The organism is Arthrobacter sp. 9V (assembly GCF_902506065.1).
Taxonomy (GTDB): domain Bacteria; phylum Actinomycetota; class Actinomycetes; order Actinomycetales; family Micrococcaceae; genus Arthrobacter.
This window is the reverse complement of record NZ_LR732912.1, coordinates 1526781-1545147: the sequence shown is the minus strand read 5'-3', so window position 1 is coordinate 1545147 and position 18367 is coordinate 1526781. Positions and strand designations below refer to the sequence as shown.

Here is an 18367-nt window from a genome sequence, read left to right as displayed (position 1 = left end):
GCGGTGCTAAAAGCACCGCCGGGTTAACTCTGCCCGTTGTAGTGACTCAGCCCTCAGGGACGGCGTCCCCATGGCCAGCATCGCGTAAAGCCGCGCGAAGCTTCACTGCGGTGGCGTCCATGATGGCGGGATCCGGGTTGTGGTCCACGTTGTGGAGTTCAAAATCCGCCGTGGAATACGCCGGCCATACATGGACGTGCAGATGGTCCACCTCGAAACCTTCCATCAACACGCCCACCCGCTTGGCGTTGAAGAGAGACTCCTGCACTTTCCCGATGCGCTGCGCCACATCCATGACCTTGGCCAGCAACTCAGGGCTGGCCTGCGTCCAGGAATCCACTTCTTCGCGGGGCACCACCAGGGTGTGCCCTTGCGTGATGGGTGAGATGGTCAGGAATGCCACCACCTCCTCGTCCTTCCAGACGAAGCGCCCCGGAATTTCCCCGTTGATGATCTTGGTGAAGAGCGTGCTCATGCGTCTGCCCTTTCGGCTGGTTCCTGAAGTGTTGCGGTGTCCAGTACGAAGCGGTACTTCACGTCCCCGGCCACCATACGGTCGTACGCTTCGTTGAGTTGGCCGGCTTCAACCATCTCAATGTCGCTCACAACCCCGTGCTCTGCGCAGAAGTCCAGCATTTCCTGCGTTTCCTCGATCCCGCCGATCAACGAGCCCGCATAAGCGAGTCGTCTCCGAATGAGCAGGCCGGGGCTGACCGGTGGCATGTCATCGGCGGGAAGCCCCAACTGGAAGAGGGCCCCATCCAGGCGAAGGGTCCGGAAATAGGGGTTGAGATCATGAGGGGCTGCCACGGTGTCTATGATGACGTCGATGCTCCGGTTGGCAGCTTCCATGGCCTCTGCATCCTTGGACAGGACCACGTGGTCCGCACCCAATTCCCTGGCAGCCTCGAACTTTGACTCAGACGTAGTGAAGACGGTGACCTCGGCTCCCATGGCCTTGGCGATCTTGACGGCCATGTGCCCCAAGCCACCCAAACCCACAACACCCACGGAGTCGCCTTCTTCGACCTCGAAATACCGAAGCGGAGAGTACGTGGTGATTCCCGCACATAACAGTGGCGCCGCTGCTGCCGGATCCAGCGCATCCGGGACCCTTAGCACAAAGCGCTTGTCCACCACCACCGACGTCGAGTAGCCGCCTTGGGTGATTTGCTCGCCCTGCCGCGGATCCGCCGCACCGTAGGTGCCCACATTGCCCCGCTCGCAGTACTGCTCCAGTCCCTCAAGGCAGCTCTCGCACTCGCGGCAGGAGTCCACCATGCAGCCAACGCCCACGCGGTCGCCCGGGGCGAAATCCTCAACAGCGGAGCCCACACGGGATACTCGGCCAACTATTTCGTGACCTGGAATCAACGGGTAGGGAGGAACCCGCCATTCACCGCGCGTTGCGTGCACGTCAGAGTGGCACAGACCGCAAAATTCGATGGCGATCTCTACGTCGTCGGCTGTGGGGTTTCGGCGTTCAACAGTCAGCGGCACCAAACCACTCTCCGGCGAGGTAGCACCGTAGGCTGCCGCCAGCGTTCCGGGCCGGTCCCCTTTTGTTTCCGGCGTGACGGGTTTGGCGAGGGGCGGGGGCACAGGGCGTCCGGGTGTCATGCTCCGACGCTACTCCCGGAAGCCGTGGTCGTGCCACTTGGGCCAGGGGCTTGGACGCCAAGAGGCGTGCTGCCCACAGCAATATCGTTCAAAGCATTGTTGGACCATTGCGAGAACGAGCCTGGATACAGTGCAGCCCGGTATCCTGCGATCTCCAGTGCGGCGATCTCATGGGATGCCGTCACGCCGGACCCGCAATAAACGGCCACCCTGGACGACTGATCCAGGCCCAGCTCCTCAAAGCGCCGCCGCAGCTCCTCCACGGGAAGGAAGGTGCCGTCAGCGGTGACGTTCTCCGTGGTCGGCGCGCTGACTGCGCCCGGTATATGCCCGGCCCTGGGATCGATAGGTTCCACCTCGCCCCGGTACCGCTCCCCTGCCCTGGCGTCCAGCAGCACACCGTCGCGGTGCCACTGCCCGGCCTCCTGCTCCGTGATGGCCGGCATGCGACCCTCACCCAAGGTGACATTCCCGACGCCGGGACGCACCTCACCTGACTCCACCGGATAGCCGGCCGTACGCCAGGCGGCCAGGCCGCCGTCGAGCAGGTACACAGAGTCAAAGCCCGCATTCCGCAACATCCACCAAACACGTGCCGCGGCCATGCTGCCGCTGTTGTCGTAGGCCACTACGGTGTCGCCGTCGTTGATGCCCCATTTCCGCGCGGAATCCTCAAAGCGCTCACGGGCGGGCAAAGGGTGGCGGCCCAGCGCCGGCTCTGCGTGGTCAGCCAGCTCTGTGGGCAGATCCACGAACACCGCGCCCGGGAGATGGGCGCTCCGGTACTCAGCGTGCCCATCCGTTCGGCCCAAGACCCAGCGGACGTCGAGGATGACAGTGCGCTCCCCGGTTTCGAGCCGCTGGCCCAGTGCCGAGGCACTCATCAACGTGGCCATCATTTCTCCTTCATTCCTTCGGCATGGGTGCCCTTGCTGCCGGCACCCGGTCTCCAGCCTAGGCTCATCCGCCGGAGACATTAGGCTTATGCGGTGAGCAATTCGTGTATTCAGGACAGGGCATGGGCCAACGAGGCCATCCGCAAGATCGAGGCCGAGAACAACCGTTCGGCCGACACCCACCTTTACGCGGTTCCGCTCCCGGAGCACTGGGGAGTGCACCTGTACCTGAAGGACGAGTCAACCCACAGATCCGGCAGCCTTAAGCACCGTTTGGCCCGGTCCTTGTTCCTCTACGGCCTGGTCAACGGCTGGATCACCGAAGGCACCACAATCGTGGAAGCCTCAAGCGGGAGCACTGCGGTATCCGAGGCCTACTTTGCCCGACTGATCGGCCTGCCGTTCATCGCGGTCATGACCAAGACCACCAGTCCGGAGAAGATCGCCCTGATCGAAGAGTTTGGCGGTGCGTGCCTGCTGGTGGACCATGCTTCGGAGGTCTACGCAGTAGCAGAGGAGACCGCAAAAACTTCCGGCGGCTACTACATGGATCAGTTCACTTACGCGGAGCGGGCAACGGATTGGCGCGGCAACAACAACATCGCGGAATCGATCTTTGAGCAACTCTCTTTGGAAGAGCACCCCGTTCCGGAATGGATTGTGGTGGGCGCAGGCACGGGCGGTACCAGCGCCACCATTGGCCGCTATCTTCGATACAACCGGCATAGCACCCGCCTGGCCGTAGTGGATCCCGAGAACTCCGCCTTCTACCCGGCCTGGCGGGATGGGGACGCGGCTGCCGCCACAGGCCTGCCGTCCAGGATCGAAGGGATCGGCCGGCCCAGGTCTGAGCCAAGCTTCGTCCCGGCAGTGATCGATCACATGATCCAAGTGCCCGACGCCGCCTCTGTGGCTGCCATGCGGCACCTGCACAAACTCACCGGCCTGCACGCAGGGCCATCCACGGGGACCAACCTTTGGGGCGTTTGGCAACTGATGGCCGCCATGGTGGCGGAGGGTCGCCGGGGCAGCATCGTTTCACTCATGTGCGACGCCGGCGACCGTTACGCGGGCAGCTACAACGACGCCGGGTGGCTGGCTGCGAAAGGCCTGGACCCCGCACCTCACGAGGCGGCCCTGGAGCGGTTCCACACCACGGGACTCTGGACCGGTTAGACCTCTACTGAGTCGCGCGGTACAAGACGCTCATATCGGGTTCCGTAGCGGGCACCGATCCGGGTTACATGGCCTTCAACAATCCCGCGGCCGAGTTCGTTGAGCAATCCGTCGTGGACCGGGAAGGCCCTGGGAGCACGGACGGAGATGACGAAGTCCACCACTTCGCCCACCTTGGACCACGGAGCATGGATGGGAACAAGGAGGGTTTGGACCTCGATTCCATCAGGGACTACAAACGAGTCCCCCGGGTGGAAGACGTTCTCATCCACCAGATATCCGATGTTCGCTACCACCGGGATTTGTGCGTGGATGAGGGCATGTTGTCCCCCGAATGTCCGTATGTTGAACCCTGCCGCTTCAAAGCCCGAGCCAGGCTCGACGGTATGCACCCGATCGGCCACATCTGCGTTTTCCTGCAGCGCGGCGGCCACCCCTGACGGCGCATGGACCTCCAGTGCGTTGTTGCTGCGCAAAGCTGCCAGCACCGCCGTCTGATCGATGTGGTCATTGTGCTCATGCGTGACAAGTACGGCGTGGGCCCCGCTCAATGCTTCCTCAGACTCAGAGAACGTCCCGGGATCGAGCACCAGGACCCTTCCCTCTTTCTCCAACCGGACACAGGCGTGGGTGTACTTGGTGAGCTTCATGGAGACAGCCTATGGGCGCCCACTGACAGTTTCCAAGCCTCCCCTGCTGGTAAAATTGGGGTTTGCCAGCATCCCCAGGGAAGTGAGTCTTTCAATGCCACAAGGCACCAATTCCGCCACGACCGGCACCGCAACGCCGGCCACCAGCGGTGTGAAGGAGCAGCGCGTCACCAAGCAACGCTTGGCCGTCAGTGCCGCCCTGGACGAATTGGATGACTTCGTCAGCACCCAGGAGCTCTACCGGCTGCTGCAGAACAAGGGGATCTCAGTTTCGCTTGCCACTGCCTACCGGATCCTGCAGTCCTTGGCTGACGACGGACTTATTGATGTCCTTCGAAACGGGGACGGCGAGGCCGTATATCGGCGATGCGCGGTCACCGGCCACCACCACCACTTGCTGTGCCGCAACTGCGGCAAGGCCGAAGAAGTCGAAGCGCCCGCCGTCGAGACCTGGGCTGCCCGGACCGCTGCTGAACATGGCTTTACCGAGGTGGCGCACACCGTGGAAATCTTCGGGCTATGCGCCGATTGCACTGCCAGGAAAGCAGCAGGAGAGCTTTAGAGGGCGCCTGCAGGCTGGTCCCGGGACACGCGGCCGTTCAAGCCCTTGTTGGCACGGACCCGTCCGATCACCCGGCACACCACGTAGATCAGGAACGAGAGCGTGGTGACGTAAGGACTGATGGGAATCCGGCTGCCGAGAGCAAGGAGAATTCCACCCACTGTGGCCGTCATTGCGAAGACCACGCTCAACAGCACCACCAGCCGGGGCGATGTTGTAACCCTTAGCGCAGCGGCCGCCGGAGTGATCAGCAAGGCCAGCACCAGCAACGCGCCAACAATCTGGATGGACAAGGCCACACTGACACCCAACAGCACCATGAACCCGATTGCCAGGCCGCGCACAGGGACGCCCCGGGCCTCGGCCATTTCCGGGTCCACGCTGGCGAAGTTCAGCGGGCGCCAGATAGCCGCCAACGCAATCATCACCACAACAGCCGTGCCGGCGAGGACTTGAAGTTGCACCGTGTCAACTGAAACGATCTGCCCCGTCAGCAGACCGAATTTATTAGCCGCGCGGCCCTCATAAAGCGCCAGAAACAAGATGCCAAGGCCAAGTCCGAACGGCATGATCACACCAATGATCGAGTTCTTGTCCCGCGCCCTTACCCCCATGAAACCCAGGAGCACAGCGGCAGCCACGGAGCCAATGAGGGAACCGAAGATGATGTCGGCTCCGATCAACAGGGCAAAGGCCGCACCGGCGAAAGACAACTCAGAGATACCGTGGACTGCGAAAGCGAGGTCCCGCTTCATCACGAACGTACCAATAAGCCCGCCCAGGAGCCCCAGCACGGCACCCGCCCATATGGAGTTCTGGACGAGGACCAGCAATTCACCGTAGTTTTCAAAGTTGAAGATGGTCTGCAGCATGCTCTCGAGGTCCACCTAGAACTCCTCTCCGGTGGTTGCATGGGCTTCGTCATGGAAGTGCGTGGTTGCGTCGGGGAGACCCACCACCACGATCCTTCCATTGGCGTGGATGACTTCCACGTGACTCTCGTACAGCTCTGAGAGAACTTCCGTGGTCATCACTTCCTGAGGGGTGCCCACACGGAACTTGCCGCCGGCCAGGTAGAGCACACGGTCCACGTAGTCGATCACAGGGTTGATTTCGTGGGTCACAAAGACAACGGCACTGTTCCGCTCGTGGCATTGCTTGTTGATCAGTGAACTGACACCCTGCTGGTGATGCAGATCCAAGGAGAGCAGCGGCTCATCGCACAGGAGAACCTGCGGTTCGGTAGCCAATGCCTGCGCCACCCTGAGACGCTGTTGCTCTCCACCGGATAACTGTCCCACCGGCACTCTGGCGTAATCCGACGCACCGACTTGTCCCAGTAGTTGGTCGATCCTCTGGTTGATCGCGCTTGAGGCAAACCGCATTCCCCAGCGGTGCCCGTCAATCCCCAGTCCAACCAGATCGCGGGCGCGCAGCGGAGTGTCCGGTGCAAACGCTTTTTGCTGAGGTATGTAACCAATTCTTTTGCTTCCCCGTACCACGGGGTGGCCGCCCAAGGACACTGTTCCGGAGTGTAGTTCCTGCAATCCGAGCAGGACTTTCAGGAAGCTCGTCTTGCCGCTGCCGTTGGGGCCAAGGACAGCGAAGAACTCGCCCGGGTTGATGTCCAGATCCAGGTCCCGCCAGAGTGTCCTCTTGCCGAACTGCAGGCTGGCTCCGCGGAGGCTCACTACCGGTGTCAAAAGTTGTCCTCGATCCATGCGTTCCGTGGAACACAGTTGTTGTGCTGCTGGTGCTGGCCACCGGGCTGGTGGCAGGGAAAAGGCCCCGCAGCCATCCTGAATATCTTAGGACGCCTGCGGGGCCCATCACCCCAAAACGGGTCTCAGGGAGCCTACTTCTTAAGTGCGGAGGAAACTGACTCCACGTTATCCGTCATCCACTGGATATAGTCTTTCCCCTCCGGCAGCGTCTCGGTGAAGTTCACGACGGGTACGCCGGCGGATTCTGCAGCCCGCTTGACGGACTCGGTCTGAGGCCCTTCAGTCTGCTCGTTATAAGCCAGGAACCGGACTGATTTGGCGCTGACGAGGTCGGTAACTTCCTTCAGCACAGACGCCGGGACATCGGTCTCTTCTTCAATGGCGGCACTGTATGCCTCAGGTGTCTTGTTTTCCAGTCCGGCTGCTTCGAGGAGGTACAGGGGCACAGGCTCAGTAACCGCTACAGGAGCGTGATCGTTGTCCGTTTTGAGGGCAGCGAGCTTTCCAGAGAGTCCGGCGAGCCTGGTCTTGAAGGCGTCCGCGTTGGCGGTGAACGTGGATGCGGACTCCGCGTCCAGGCTTCCGAGCTTGCCCGCTACGGCATCGGCGAGCTTACCCATGGTGTCCAGGCTGTACCAGACGTGCTCGTTGAACTCGCCATGGTTGTGCGTGTGGCCTTCTTCGGCGGTGGCTTGCCCGCTGTGGCCCTCCTCCTCAGGAGCAAGGCCTGAGACTTCGACGGCGCTGAGCATGTTCTCGTGGCCCACCTTCGTCTCATCAGCAATCTTGTGGAGGAATTCGTCGTAGCCACCGCCGTTCTCCACCACGAGCCTGGCCTTGGAGATCACCAGCTTGTCTTGGGCGCTTGCCTCGTAGGAGTGCGGGTCCTGGCTTGTCTTGGTGATGATGGAGCTCACGTTAACCTTGTCTCCGCCGATGGCCTTCACCACATCCCCGTAGACGTTCGTAGAAGTGACAACCTCAATGGCGCCTCCGGATGCTGGGTTGTTCGCTCCGGCAGTACCGGCGCAGGAAGACAGCAGGAGTGCTGAAAGAACTGCTGAAGCGGCCACGGACAGGCGGAGGGCGTTGGAACGCACGAAGACCTCGGATCTACTCAAAATGAGAATCAAACACAATTACTGGCAGATTTCAGTGTAGCCCTAAATAGGAATGATTCCTATTAGACAGCTCTGGCGCTACCCCTTCCGGGGTAGCGCCAGACTCCTGCGTTGCGAACTACTGCACCTGTTGGCCGCCGTAGCGGCGGATGCCGGTTGCCTGGGTGGCGTCGCGGATCTCACCCACCAATTGCTCAATGACGTCTTCCAGGAACAACACACCCTGGGTTTCCCCGCCTGCACCCACCACACGGGCCAAATGGGAACCGGTGCGCTGCATAACGGACATTGCCTGCTCGATTTCGTCATCCGGGGCAAGGTTGGCCAGTGACCGGATCCGCCCCTCGGCAATCGGATGCTTTCTGCCCTCATCCGGAATGGACAGGATGTCCTTCACATGCAGATAGCCGGCGAGTTCGCCGTCGTCGTCAATCATCGGGAACCGCGAGAATCCAGTGCGGCTGACCGCCTTCTCCAACTCGACGGGAGTGGACGCGGTCTTCAGCACCACCAGCTTGTCCAAGGGAACCATGATGTGTGAAGCCGTGTGTTCCGAGAATTCCAAAGCACCGCTCAACAGCCCCGCTTCGTCGTCCACCAGCCCGTGGCGTGTGGACTCCTGGACGATCGACTGCACTTCTTCAAGCGTGAAAGAAGAGGACACCTCATCCTTGGGTTCAATCTTCATCAACCGCAGGATGTGGTTGGCCAGCCAGTTCAGTGACCAGATAATCGGGTTCACCACGCGGGCAATGAACATCAGCGGCGGGGCCAGCAAGAGAGCTGCCTTGTCCGCAACGGAAACCGAGATGTTCTTGGGCACCATTTCACCGAAGGTGACGTGCAGGAACGTGACGAACAGCAACGCGATGGCAAAGGCGATGATGTCTGCCAGTTCCACCGGAACACCAACCAGCTCAAGGGGCTCAGCCAACAGATGGTGGATGGCAGGCTCTGCAACCTGAAGGATCAGGAGGGAGCAGACCGTAATACCCAACTGCGCACAGGCGAGCATCAGCGAGACATTTTCCATGGCGCGCAATGTTGTTTGAGCGCGTTTGGACCCGGCTTCGGCCAACGGCTCAATCTGGCTGCGGCGAGCGGACATAACCGCGAATTCGGCACCCACAAAAAACGCGTTGCCAATCAGGAGTACTACCAGCCAGACGATTCCTACCCAGTCACTCATAGTGCACCTGCTTCATGACGCGGATTCCCGGCGTCCTCGGCAGCCGAGGTGTCCGTCTCAACGTGATGGAAACAGATTCTGTCTATCCTTCGGCCATCCATCCTGGTCACAGTCAGCGTGCCGCCGGCAGTTTCGACGACGTCGCCGGTCCTGGCGATACGGCCCAGTTGGCTCATGACGTACCCGCCCACAGTCTCGTAGGCAGACTCATCCGGAACAGTCAGGTTGGGAATTTGCTCGGATACTTCATCAGGCCTCAGCAAGCCCGGGAAGTACCAGTCGCCGGATGCGCTCTGCAGCACTCCCGGACGGACTTTGTCATGCTCGTCAGCGACTTCTCCGACGATTTCCTCCACAAGGTCCTCGAGCGTGGCAATGCCGGCGGTTCCACCATATTCATCCAGCACCACCGCGAGTTGCAGGTTTCCTTCGCGCAATTCAGACAAGAGTGCGTCCAAGTGAATAGTCTCAGGGACCTGCAGGACATCGGTCATGATCGCGCCGGCCTCAAGCTTGGCCCGACGCTCCGCAGGCACAGCCACCGCCTTCTTGACGTGAACCACGCCGCGGATGTCGTCAGTGGAATCCCCTATAACGGGGAATCGGGAATATCCGGTTCGCCGCGCGGCGTCCAGGACATCGGAAACCGGCTGGTCGGCGTCGATCGTTTCCATGCGAATACGCGGCGTCATGACGTCCGCCGCTGTGCGCCCGGAGAAGTTCAGCGTGCGGGCCACAAAGTTGGCAGTACCGGCATCCAACGTCCCCAACTCGGCGGAGCGCCGCACCAAAGACGCGAGTTCCGCAGGGGTCCTTGCCCCTGAGATCTCTTCCTTGGCTTCAAGGCCGAACAGGTTCAGCACCTTGTTGGAAAAACCGTTCAGCACCACGATTGCCGGCTTGAAAACGGCCGTGAACATCAGCTGGGCGCGTGCAAGCCGCTTGCCCAAAGGGAACGCGAGGGCAATGGCCATGTTCTTGGGGACCAACTCGCCCAAAAGCATGGACAGGAGTGTGGCGAAAGCCATGGCAACAATCAATGCCACGGAGTGAGCTACTTCAGGAGCCAGACCCAACAAGCCGAGCGGGCCTACCAACAACTGACCAACAGAGGGCTCCATCACGAAACCCGTCAGCAGAGTGGTCAGGGTAATCCCCAACTGGCAACTGGAAAGCTGCGTCGAGAGGGACTTGAGGCACTTCAGCAGCGGAGCGGCGGCGTGGTCGCCGTTATCCACCGCACGCTGAACGCTGGCTTGGTCCAAAGCCACAAGGGAAAACTCAACTGCTACAAAAAAGCCGGTGCCAAGAATCAAAGCAAAGCCGGCAAGGAGAAGAATCCATTCCACTTAGCGCATCACTCCAAGAGTGGGCACGTGCAATGGTGATAATGCCTCCGACGCGGGGATTTGCCCCGGCGGAGGCTGGTCGGGTCCCGCGGACGCACGGTCCTCGGCACCACCGGCAGTGAGGGCCGGCGCGTGATGGGCATGTGAACGGGTGTTGCCGGCTCGACGGGCACGCTGTGCGGAGGTGCCATAAAGGCTCCCCCGACAGTTCCCAGGCCGGCACCTAGATTTACTGTCCATAAGAATTCCAGTCTACAGTCCGCCCGCTCGGGAAGCCTCGCAGGCGTCACGTAGGCTTCCAAGAACAAGGACATGGCCATTAAGTCAGCCGCAACATGATTTAGGTCACCACTATTGGCAGTTAACCAACGATGCTAACTAGACTGACATGGGTCTGAGTTCGCGGGACCCGGACCCTGGCCCGTCATTGTGGAGAGCATCTGCGGCCAGCGGGAAAACAACACTCATGGAAGAGGCGTATTTCAAGTGCCAGAGCAGCCCAGCCACCGTCTACCAGAGGAATTTGGCGGAAACGAGTGGCTCGTTGACGAACTGTACGAGCGGTACCAACAGGATAAGAATTCGGTCGACGCCAAGTGGTGGCCGCTTTTCGAGTCCTTTGCTTCCGGTGACGGCACTTCTTCCAACGGATCCTCCGCAGCCGCTTCGGCTGTTAATCCCCCAACCCAAGTACTTCCCGTGGTAGCTCCGGCCGCAGCGTCACCGGCACAGGCGCCGGCCGCTCCCGCTGCTGCCCCTGAGGCTGCACCGGCGGCGCCCGCGCCGGCAAAGAAGGCACCGGCCACGGTTGCCCGGGACGGAGCAAAGAAGCCCGTCGCCGGCGCCACGGCCCAGCCCATCCCGGCACAGCTGCCCAAGAGCACCAAGGCCCCCACAGCACCGGAGGAAGACGTCGTTTCCGTCCTCCGCGGCCCGGCCAAGGCCATTGCCACCAACATGGTGACCAGCCTGGAGGTGCCCACCGCCACGAGCGTCCGGGCTGTTCCTGCCAAGCTGCTCATTGATAACCGTGTGGTCATCAACTCCAATCTGGCCCGCGCCCGCGGTGGCAAGGTCTCCTTCACGCACCTCATCGGCTACGCCGTTGTCCGCGCGCTCTCCCAGTTCCCCTCGATGAACGTCTACTACGACGAAATCGACGGCAAGCCGAGCGCCGTGCAGCCGGCCCACGTCAACTTCGGCATCGCCATTGACATGCCCAAGCCCGATGGCACCCGCCTCCTGATGGTTCCAAACATCAAGAAGGCCGAGACCATGGACTTCGCCGAGTTCTGGCACACGTACGAGGACCTCATCAAGCGCGCCCGCAACGGCAAGCTCACTGCTGACGACCACGCAGGCACCACCGTTTCCCTCACCAACCCCGGCGGAATCGGCACCGTCCACTCGGTACCGCGCCTTTCCAAGGGACAGGCTGCCATCATCGGCGTCGGCGCCCTTGACTACCCGGCCGAGTTCCAGGGTGCCAGCGAAAAGATCATCGCCCAGAACGCCATCAGCAAGATCCTCACCCTGACCTCCACCTATGACCACCGCGTCATTCAAGGTGCCGGCAGCGGGGAATTCCTGAAGCTTGTTCACCAGCTCCTCCTCGGTGCCCAGAACTTCTACGATGAAATCTTCGAAGCCCTTCGCATCCCCTACGAGCCCGTGCGCTGGAGCCCGGACCTCCAGGTTGACCCTGCAGACGAAATCAACAAGGTTGCCCGCATCCAGCAGCTGATCCACTCCTACCGCGTGCGCGGCCACCTCATGGCCGACACCGATCCTTTGGAGTACGTGCAGCGCAAGCACCCGGACCTTGATGTCCTGACCTATGGGCTGACCCTCTGGGACCTGGACCGTGAGTGGCCCACCGGTGGGTTCGGCGGCAAGCCACAGCTCAAGTTCCGCGACATCCTTGGCGTTCTGCGTGACGCTTACTGCCGCACCACGGGCATTGAATACATGCACATCCAGGAACCTGCCGAACGCAAGTGGTTCCAGGATCAGCTGGAACACCCGTATTCCAAGCCGAGCCGCGAAGAGCAGCTGCGTATCGTGTCCAAGCTCAACGCTGCCGAGGCTTTTGAGACGTTCCTGCAGACCAAGTTCGTTGGCCAGAAGCGCTTCTCCCTCGAAGGTGGCGAGTCACTGATTCCGCTGCTGGACGCCGTCATCTCCGACGCCGCCGACGACGGACTGGACGAAGTTGCCATCGGCATGGCCCACCGTGGGCGCCTCAACGTGCTGACCAACATCGCCGGCAAGACGTACGCACAGGTCTTCCGCGAATTTGAAGGTACCCAGGACCCGCGCTCTGTCCAGGGTTCCGGTGACGTCAAGTACCACCTCGGCACCGAAGGAACCTTCACCTCGGATAACGGCAAGCAGACCAAGGTCTACCTCGCCGCCAACCCGTCACACCTGGAGGCCGTGGACTCCGTCCTTGAAGGCATTGTCCGTGCGAAGCAGGACCGCCTGGACCAGGGCGAGTCCTTCCCGGTCCTGCCCATCATGGTCCACGGTGACGCCGCTTTCGCCGGCCAGGGTGTTGTGGCAGAAACCCTCAACCTCTCGCAGCTCCGCGGCTACCGCACCGGCGGCACCATCCACGTGATCGTCAACAATCAGGTCGGCTTCACCACTGCGCCTTCGTCCTCGCGTTCGTCCACGTACTCCACGGACGTTGCCAAGATGATCCAGGCACCGGTATTCCACGTGAACGGCGACGACCCCGAGGCCGTGGTGCGTGTTGCGCAGCTGGCCTACGAGTTCCGTCAGCGTTTCCACAAGGACGTTGTCATCGACATGGTCTGCTACCGTCGTCGTGGCCACAACGAGGGCGACGACCCCTCGATGACCCAGCCGCTGATGTACAACCTGATCGAAGCCAAGCGCTCCGTTCGTAAGCTGTACACCGAATCGCTCATTGGTCGCGGGGACATCACCGAAGAAGAAGCTGAGCAGCTGCTCCGCGACTACCAGGAACGTCTGGAGCGGGTCTTCGCTGAGACCCACGCAGCTCAGACGTCGCCGATCCCCATCATCACTGCGGACTCCGCGGCTGTCTCCGACATTGAGCGGCCCATTGCCCAGCAGGCTGATTTCGGCACGAATTCCCCGGCTTCCACCGCAATCTCCGCTGAGACCCTGGCCCGCATCGGCAAGGCTCACCTGGAAATCCCGGAGGGCTTCACCGTTCACTCCAAGCTCAAGCAGCTCCTGGAGAAGCGTGAGCAGATGTCCCGTGAAGGCGGCATCGACTGGGGCTTCGGTGAAATCGCGGCATTCGGTTCGCTGATCATGGAAGGTGTGCCCGTACGCCTTGCCGGCCAGGACTCACGCCGCGGCACCTTCGTTCAGCGTCATGCCGTTTTCCACGACCGCGCCAACGGCAATGAGTGGCTGCCCCTGGGCAACCTTTCCGATGACCAGGCGAAGCTGTGGATCTACGACTCCTTGTTGTCCGAATACGCTGCCATGGGCTTCGAATACGGCTACTCGGTGGAACGCCCGGATGCCTTGGTCCTTTGGGAAGCCCAGTTCGGTGACTTCGTCAATGGCGCCCAAACCATCATTGACGAGTTCATTTCCTCGGCTGAACAGAAGTGGGGCCAGCGTTCCTCGCTGGTGCTCATGCTGCCCCACGGCTATGAAGGCCAGGGTCCGGACCACTCTTCGGCACGCATTGAGCGCTTCCTGCAGATGTGCGCCGAGGACAACATGATCGTGGCCAACCCCACCACCGCTTCCTCGCACTTCCACCTGCTGCGTCGCCAGGCTTACAGCCGCCCGCGGAAGCCGTTGATCATCTTCACGCCCAAGCAGTTGCTCCGCCTCAAGGGTGCTGCTTCGGCTGTTGAGGACTTCACTACTGGTGGCTTCAGGCCCGTCATTGCTGACCCTGAGGTACAGCCGGCCAATGTGGACCGGGTCATCCTGGTCTCCGGTCGTCTGTACTACGACCTCCTGTCCAACCGCCAGAAGTCCGGCGATACCTCTACCGCCATCATCCGCGTGGAGCAGCTCTACCCGCTGCCCAAGGCTGAGATTGATGCCGAGCTCGCCAAGTACCCGAACGCTGACATCGTGTGGGCACAGGACGAGCCGGCCAACCAGGGTCCCTGGCCGTTCATGGGCCTGAACCTGGCACCGGAGCTTGACCGCAAGCTCCGACTCGTGTCGCGTCCGGCTTCGGCATCCACCGCTGCCGGGTCCATGAAGCGTCACGCCGCTGAACAGGACGCACTGATCAAGCAGGCATTCGAACGCAAGTAAACGAAACTGCCCGGCCTGAGGAGCGATGAGCGCGCCTTGGGCCGGGCAGTTCTGTTTAATGGGACAGGTACCCGGTTCCCGAACCGGCCGATGATCCGGCAAACCGTGCAAGGACCGTAACGAGTGTGAAGAGGTAACCGTGGAAGACAGGAAGCTGCGCATTGCAGCTGTAGGAGATGAACTGCTCGCGGGCCTGGGGGATCCCCGCGCCTTGGGTTGGCTCGGAAGAGTGCTGGCCCGCACGCCCCAGGATTCCGTCGTGGTGGAAAGTTTCCCGCTCCCCTGCCCCATGGAAGGCACCGAGGGCCTTGCTGCGCGTTGGCAGGATGAAGCCGGAAGGCGCTTCAGCGATCAGCATGAAAATCGGCTGGTGATCGGCCTTTCCGGACGCGACCTTGAGTTTGGGCTGTCCACGGCACGCAGCCGACTGAATCTTGCCAACATCCTTGACGGCGCATCCCACAGCAGTGTGGAGGTTTTTGTGGTGGGTCCGCCACCCACCTTGGACCCCGCCCGGAACAAGCGGCTGGCCGAACTGAACACGGCCTTCGCAGATGTCACTACCAGGCGGAACCATCACTACGTTGACACGTTCTCTCCCTTGCTCAATCATGAGCAGTGGAGGACGGACCTCGCAGCCAATGGGGGAACACCGGGCCAGGCGGGCTACGGATTGATTGCGTGGCTTGTCCTGCACCGTGGCTGGTTCCAATGGCTTAATATCGCTCAACCGGAGTAGCCATGAAGCGGAACGTTCAGGTTTCTGTCAGAGCAGCATTTGCAGCGGTCGCCGCAGCCGCGCTTGCAACAACAGTCTCCTGCAGTTCCAGCCCGCCGGTTCCATCCACATCGACGTCCGCAGCGAAGTCAACGGTGGAATCCTCTACGTCTCCGTCAACTGCCCCATCATCGGCGTCGGCTTCACTTCAGCCATTCGACGCTGCCACCCTGCGGGCGGAATTCGAGCGGACGGCCAAGGAACTTCTTGTGCCCGGCGCCGTGGTGCTGTTGCAGACCCCTCAAGGCTCGCTGACCGCGTCCTATGGCACGGGGAGCCGTGGGGCCAACCGTGCCGTGTCTGCCGAGGACCATATCCGGGTAGGTTCGGTCACGAAGACCTGGACTACCACGGTGGTCCTGCAACTGGTGCAGGAAGGAAAGCTGGCACTGGGCGACCCGGTGTCAAAGTTTCGCCCCGACGTTCCGAACGGGAGCGCAATCACGGTCGAACAGATGCTGACCATGCGCAGCGGCCTGTTCAACTACACCGAGACCCTCGAGCTCAATACAGCTATGGACCAGGATCCGCAAAGAGTCTGGCAGCCGGAGGAACTTCTGGCCCTGGCCTTCGCCCAGCCGCCCTATTTCGCCCCGGGCCAGGGGTTTCATTACTCCAACACCAACACGGTTCTGCTGGGACTGATTGCAGAGAAGATTGAGGGAAAACCCCTTGCGACTCTTTTCAAAGAGCGGATTTTTGATCCTCTTGGCTTGAAGGGGACGGTCTTTCCCGAGGCCTCGTCCAACGCAATTCCGGAGCCCCATCCCCAGGGATACTTCTATGGCGACAACGTCCTGACCATGACCAATCCGGCTCTGCCCGATGACATGCAGAAGGAAGCAACAGCCGGCACCCTTGCGCCGCACGATGTCACTGACGTCAATCCTTCATGGGCTTGGGCCGCCGGATCCGGGATTTCCACTGCTGCCGATCTCAAGATTTTGGGTGAAGCACTGGTTGATGGTCGGCTCCTGAAACCTGAACTCCAGAAGAAGCGGCTTGAAAGTCTTACGCCCACCAATCCGGATACCCCCGGCGGTGCATCATACGGGCTGGGAATTGCCAAGTTCGGCATGATGTACGGGCACACCGGCGAACTGCCCGGGTTCAATACCTTCATGGGAAATGACCCCGTCAACTCCGTCACGTTGGTGGTTTGGACCAACTTGGCGCCCGCCGCCGACGGACGGGATCCTGCCACCACCATCGCGCGCGCCCTGATTGGTAAGTTGTACCCTCCGGCTTCGTGATCCTGCAGAGACCATTGCCTCTCCCGCGATCACGATATATCGTGTTGTATATCAACGCGATATATCGCAACTTGGAGGGATCATGTCTGAGGAAGTCTGGACCGTGACGGGCCCGCAAACCATAGATGTAGAGAATGTCCGCTCTCTCAAGCTGGGCATCGTTAAGGGCCGTTTCGACGTCGTGACGCACCACGAGCCATTCGTGCGCCTTGAGATCAGCGAGGTTGCCGGGGATCCCCTGACGGTCACCCTTGTAGACGGGAGGCTGGAGGTACGCCACCAACTCCAGGGACCGCAAGGTTGGTTCCGTAACCTGATGGGTACCGTCAACAACACGAGCACAAACTCGGTGATCATCAGCGTCGCTTTACCATCCGGCGTCGACGTGGAGGCAGGTACCGTCAGCGGTGACGGCATGGTCTCGGGCATCAGTGGCCGCACCCGGCTGAACACGGTCTCGGGTTCGGTCCTGGCGGACGGAACCAGCGGCGAATTGCACGTCAACACAGTCAGCGGCGAGGTCATCGCCAGAAATCACGACGGCGTCCTGACCGCCAAAAGTGTCTCAGGCGAAGTTACCGCCTCCGGGACATTCAAGAATGTGCGCGCGAGCACAGTGAGCGGTGACCTCAGCTTCGATCTCCAGGACTACACCAATGACCTCGGAGCCAATTCCGTCTCCGGAGACCTCACCATACGGCTGCCGCACGACGTCGGCTTGGACATCGTGGCGAAGTCGGCAAGCGGAACGGTGGTCATCGATGACCGGATGTACGCGCAGCCCGGCAGCAACGTCCACACTATTGTGGGCCCGGACGACAAACTGATGTTGGTGAGGACCAACACCATATCCGGCAAGACCTACATCATGCACGGAGCGGCGCCCGCACCGGAAAACGGCCATCCGGCCTCCGGGGAAGCCGGTCTCTGATGGCTCCTGTCTTCGCGCACGGGGCACTGCGCCTCTACCTGCTTGCGCTGCTCGAAACAGGTCCGAAGCACGGCTACGAGCTGATCAAGGCCTTGGGCGAGCGATTCGGCGGCACGTACTCCCCCAGCGCCGGAACCATCTACCCACGTTTGGGCAAGCTGGAGGAAGAGGGCCTTGTTGCTACGGAGACTGAAGGGCGCCGCACCAAGTACCTCATTACGGAAGCCGGCCGCACTGAGCTGGACAGCCGCCGTGAAGAGTTGGCCGGCATCGAAGACAGCATATCTGCCTCCGTGAGGCGGCTCGCCGACAACCTGCGCGAGGACATTCGCACCAACATGCGCGGCCTTCGGGCAGATCTGGCCGCCACAGCAGAGGCTGCCCGCACCAGCGCTTCTTCGGCTTCATACAACGGCAGGACGGCGGGGTACACACCGGACAGCCAGCGGATCCTCAAGGAAGCTGAATTATTGGTCCAGTCCTTCCGGGATGACATCCGCGTGGAGTTGCGCCAGCATGGCGCCTCCCAGCCACTCACCCCGTTAGCGCTTGAAACAGTCCGCACCGTATTGGACCAAGCCCGCATATCGATCAGGAATTCGCTGCGGACCTGACTCCACGGGGGATCTAAACCACCACACCACCCGGTCCGGTTCGCGGCGCAGCACCCGGATGTGCGAAACTGGAGGGCAGCTTTATTGAGTATCAATCCTTGAAGGAGGCCAGCTATGAGCAAGCGTGCACGTAAGCGTCGTGACCGTAAGCGCGGCGGCGCGAACCACGGCAAGCGTCCCAACACCTAAGCCACCGGCTTAGCGTTACAGGCTTTAAAGCGAA

General features: G+C 61.3%; 17 protein-coding genes. 8 read left to right on the top strand and 9 right to left on the bottom strand.

What is annotated here, in order from left to right; genetic code table 11:
• Positions 1 to 46: 46 nt before the first annotated feature.
• The 3 genes from BACI9J_RS07220 to BACI9J_RS07210 are packed head-to-tail and all read right to left on the bottom strand — an operon-like array spanning position 47 to position 2516.
• A complete protein-coding gene (locus BACI9J_RS07220; protein ID WP_159733788.1) occupies positions 47 to 475 on the bottom strand; it encodes an HIT family protein in 429 nt (142 codons plus the stop codon).
• Positions 472 to 1620 (bottom strand): NAD(P)-dependent alcohol dehydrogenase, encoded by a 1149-nt coding sequence (locus tag BACI9J_RS07215; protein WP_159733787.1) that lies wholly within the window; start codon positions 1618 to 1620, stop codon positions 472 to 474. Before BACI9J_RS07215 ends, BACI9J_RS07220 begins: the two co-directional genes overlap by 4 nt.
• Positions 1617 to 2516: a sulfurtransferase gene (locus tag BACI9J_RS07210; RefSeq protein ID WP_159736393.1), complete on the bottom strand. Its 900-nt coding sequence runs from the start codon at positions 2514 to 2516 to the stop codon at positions 1617 to 1619. Before BACI9J_RS07210 ends, BACI9J_RS07215 begins: the two co-directional genes overlap by 4 nt.
• Before the next feature lie 93 nt (positions 2517 to 2609).
• Here BACI9J_RS07210 and BACI9J_RS07205 point away from each other — a divergent pair, with 93 nt between their 5' ends.
• Positions 2610 to 3692, top strand: a complete 1083-nt coding sequence (locus BACI9J_RS07205) for a PLP-dependent cysteine synthase family protein (RefSeq protein WP_159733786.1) — start codon at positions 2610 to 2612, stop codon at positions 3690 to 3692.
• On the opposite strand, the gene BACI9J_RS07200 is transcribed toward BACI9J_RS07205, so the two are convergent.
• A complete protein-coding gene (locus tag BACI9J_RS07200; protein WP_159733785.1) occupies positions 3689 to 4342 on the bottom strand; it encodes an MBL fold metallo-hydrolase in 654 nt (217 codons plus the stop codon). The genes BACI9J_RS07205 and BACI9J_RS07200 overlap by 4 nt on opposite strands.
• 94 nt (positions 4343 to 4436) lie before the next feature.
• Here BACI9J_RS07200 and BACI9J_RS07195 point away from each other — a divergent pair, with 94 nt between their 5' ends.
• Positions 4437 to 4904 (top strand): Fur family transcriptional regulator, encoded by a 468-nt coding sequence (locus BACI9J_RS07195; RefSeq protein ID WP_159733784.1) that lies wholly within the window; start codon positions 4437 to 4439, stop codon positions 4902 to 4904.
• Here BACI9J_RS07195 and BACI9J_RS07190 read toward each other — a convergent pair.
• The 5 genes from BACI9J_RS07190 to BACI9J_RS07170 all read right to left on the bottom strand — a co-directional run bounded on the left by BACI9J_RS07190 (position 4901) and on the right by BACI9J_RS07170 (position 10287).
• A complete protein-coding gene (locus BACI9J_RS07190) occupies positions 4901 to 5791 on the bottom strand; it encodes a metal ABC transporter permease (RefSeq protein ID WP_159733783.1) in 891 nt (296 codons plus the stop codon). The genes BACI9J_RS07195 and BACI9J_RS07190 overlap by 4 nt on opposite strands.
• Complete coding sequence (locus BACI9J_RS07185) at positions 5792 to 6625, bottom strand: metal ABC transporter ATP-binding protein (RefSeq protein ID WP_201296531.1); 834 nt, start codon at positions 6623 to 6625, stop codon at positions 5792 to 5794.
• A 134-nt stretch (positions 6626 to 6759) separates the two neighbouring features.
• A complete protein-coding gene (locus BACI9J_RS07180) occupies positions 6760 to 7761 on the bottom strand; it encodes a metal ABC transporter solute-binding protein, Zn/Mn family (protein ID WP_159733781.1) in 1002 nt (333 codons plus the stop codon).
• A 106-nt stretch (positions 7762 to 7867) separates the two neighbouring features.
• On the bottom strand, positions 7868 to 8938 hold the full coding sequence (locus BACI9J_RS07175; protein WP_159733780.1) for a hemolysin family protein: 1071 nt from the start codon (positions 8936 to 8938) through the stop codon (positions 7868 to 7870).
• Positions 8935 to 10287 carry a hemolysin family protein gene (locus BACI9J_RS07170; RefSeq protein ID WP_159733779.1) on the bottom strand — a complete coding sequence of 451 codons (1353 nt, stop codon included), beginning with the start codon at positions 10285 to 10287 and terminating at the stop codon, positions 8935 to 8937. Before BACI9J_RS07170 ends, BACI9J_RS07175 begins: the two co-directional genes overlap by 4 nt.
• A gap of 486 nt (positions 10288 to 10773) precedes the next feature.
• Here BACI9J_RS07170 and BACI9J_RS07165 point away from each other — a divergent pair, with 486 nt between their 5' ends.
• From BACI9J_RS07165 to BACI9J_RS24760, 6 genes are all read left to right on the top strand, one after another.
• On the top strand, positions 10774 to 14568 hold the full coding sequence (locus BACI9J_RS07165) for a multifunctional oxoglutarate decarboxylase/oxoglutarate dehydrogenase thiamine pyrophosphate-binding subunit/dihydrolipoyllysine-residue succinyltransferase subunit (RefSeq protein ID WP_159733778.1): 3795 nt from the start codon (positions 10774 to 10776) through the stop codon (positions 14566 to 14568).
• A gap of 139 nt (positions 14569 to 14707) precedes the next feature.
• Complete coding sequence (locus BACI9J_RS07160; protein ID WP_141282482.1) at positions 14708 to 15307, top strand: GDSL-type esterase/lipase family protein; 600 nt, start codon at positions 14708 to 14710, stop codon at positions 15305 to 15307.
• Between the two features lie 2 nt (positions 15308 to 15309).
• On the top strand, positions 15310 to 16599 hold the full coding sequence (locus tag BACI9J_RS07155) for a serine hydrolase domain-containing protein (protein WP_159733777.1): 1290 nt from the start codon (positions 15310 to 15312) through the stop codon (positions 16597 to 16599).
• A gap of 82 nt (positions 16600 to 16681) precedes the next feature.
• Positions 16682 to 17530: a DUF4097 family beta strand repeat-containing protein gene (locus BACI9J_RS07150; protein WP_159733776.1), complete on the top strand. Its 849-nt coding sequence runs from the start codon at positions 16682 to 16684 to the stop codon at positions 17528 to 17530.
• On the top strand, positions 17530 to 18144 hold the full coding sequence (locus BACI9J_RS07145; protein WP_159733775.1) for a PadR family transcriptional regulator: 615 nt from the start codon (positions 17530 to 17532) through the stop codon (positions 18142 to 18144). Before BACI9J_RS07150 ends, BACI9J_RS07145 begins: the two co-directional genes overlap by 1 nt.
• Positions 18145 to 18258: 114 nt before the next feature.
• Complete coding sequence (locus tag BACI9J_RS24760; RefSeq protein ID WP_369299106.1) at positions 18259 to 18333, top strand: 50S ribosomal protein bL37; 75 nt, start codon at positions 18259 to 18261, stop codon at positions 18331 to 18333.
• The last annotated feature ends 34 nt before the right edge of the window (positions 18334 to 18367 follow it).

Excerpts from the sequence above, each read along its gene's own strand:
- BACI9J_RS07150 (WP_159733776.1), top strand. The coding sequence starts at position 16,682 with ATGTCTGAGGAAGTCTGGACCGTGACGGGCCCGCAAACCATAGATGTA.
- BACI9J_RS07220 (WP_159733788.1), bottom strand. The coding sequence starts at position 475 with ATGAGCACGCTCTTCACCAAGATCATCAACGGGGAAATTCCGGGGCGC.
- BACI9J_RS07175 (WP_159733780.1), bottom strand. The coding sequence starts at position 8,938 with ATGAGTGACTGGGTAGGAATCGTCTGGCTGGTAGTACTCCTGATTGGC.
- BACI9J_RS07210 (WP_159736393.1), bottom strand. The coding sequence starts at position 2,516 with ATGGCCACGTTGATGAGTGCCTCGGCACTGGGCCAGCGGCTCGAAACC.
- BACI9J_RS07215 (WP_159733787.1), bottom strand. The coding sequence starts at position 1,620 with ATGACACCCGGACGCCCTGTGCCCCCGCCCCTCGCCAAACCCGTCACG.
- BACI9J_RS07200 (WP_159733785.1), bottom strand. The coding sequence starts at position 4,342 with ATGAAGCTCACCAAGTACACCCACGCCTGTGTCCGGTTGGAGAAAGAG.
- BACI9J_RS07195 (WP_159733784.1), top strand. The coding sequence starts at position 4,437 with ATGCCACAAGGCACCAATTCCGCCACGACCGGCACCGCAACGCCGGCC.
- BACI9J_RS07145 (WP_159733775.1), top strand. The coding sequence starts at position 17,530 with ATGGCTCCTGTCTTCGCGCACGGGGCACTGCGCCTCTACCTGCTTGCG.
- BACI9J_RS07185 (WP_201296531.1), bottom strand. The coding sequence starts at position 6,625 with ATGGATCGAGGACAACTTTTGACACCGGTAGTGAGCCTCCGCGGAGCC.
- BACI9J_RS07155 (WP_159733777.1), top strand. The coding sequence starts at position 15,310 with ATGAAGCGGAACGTTCAGGTTTCTGTCAGAGCAGCATTTGCAGCGGTC.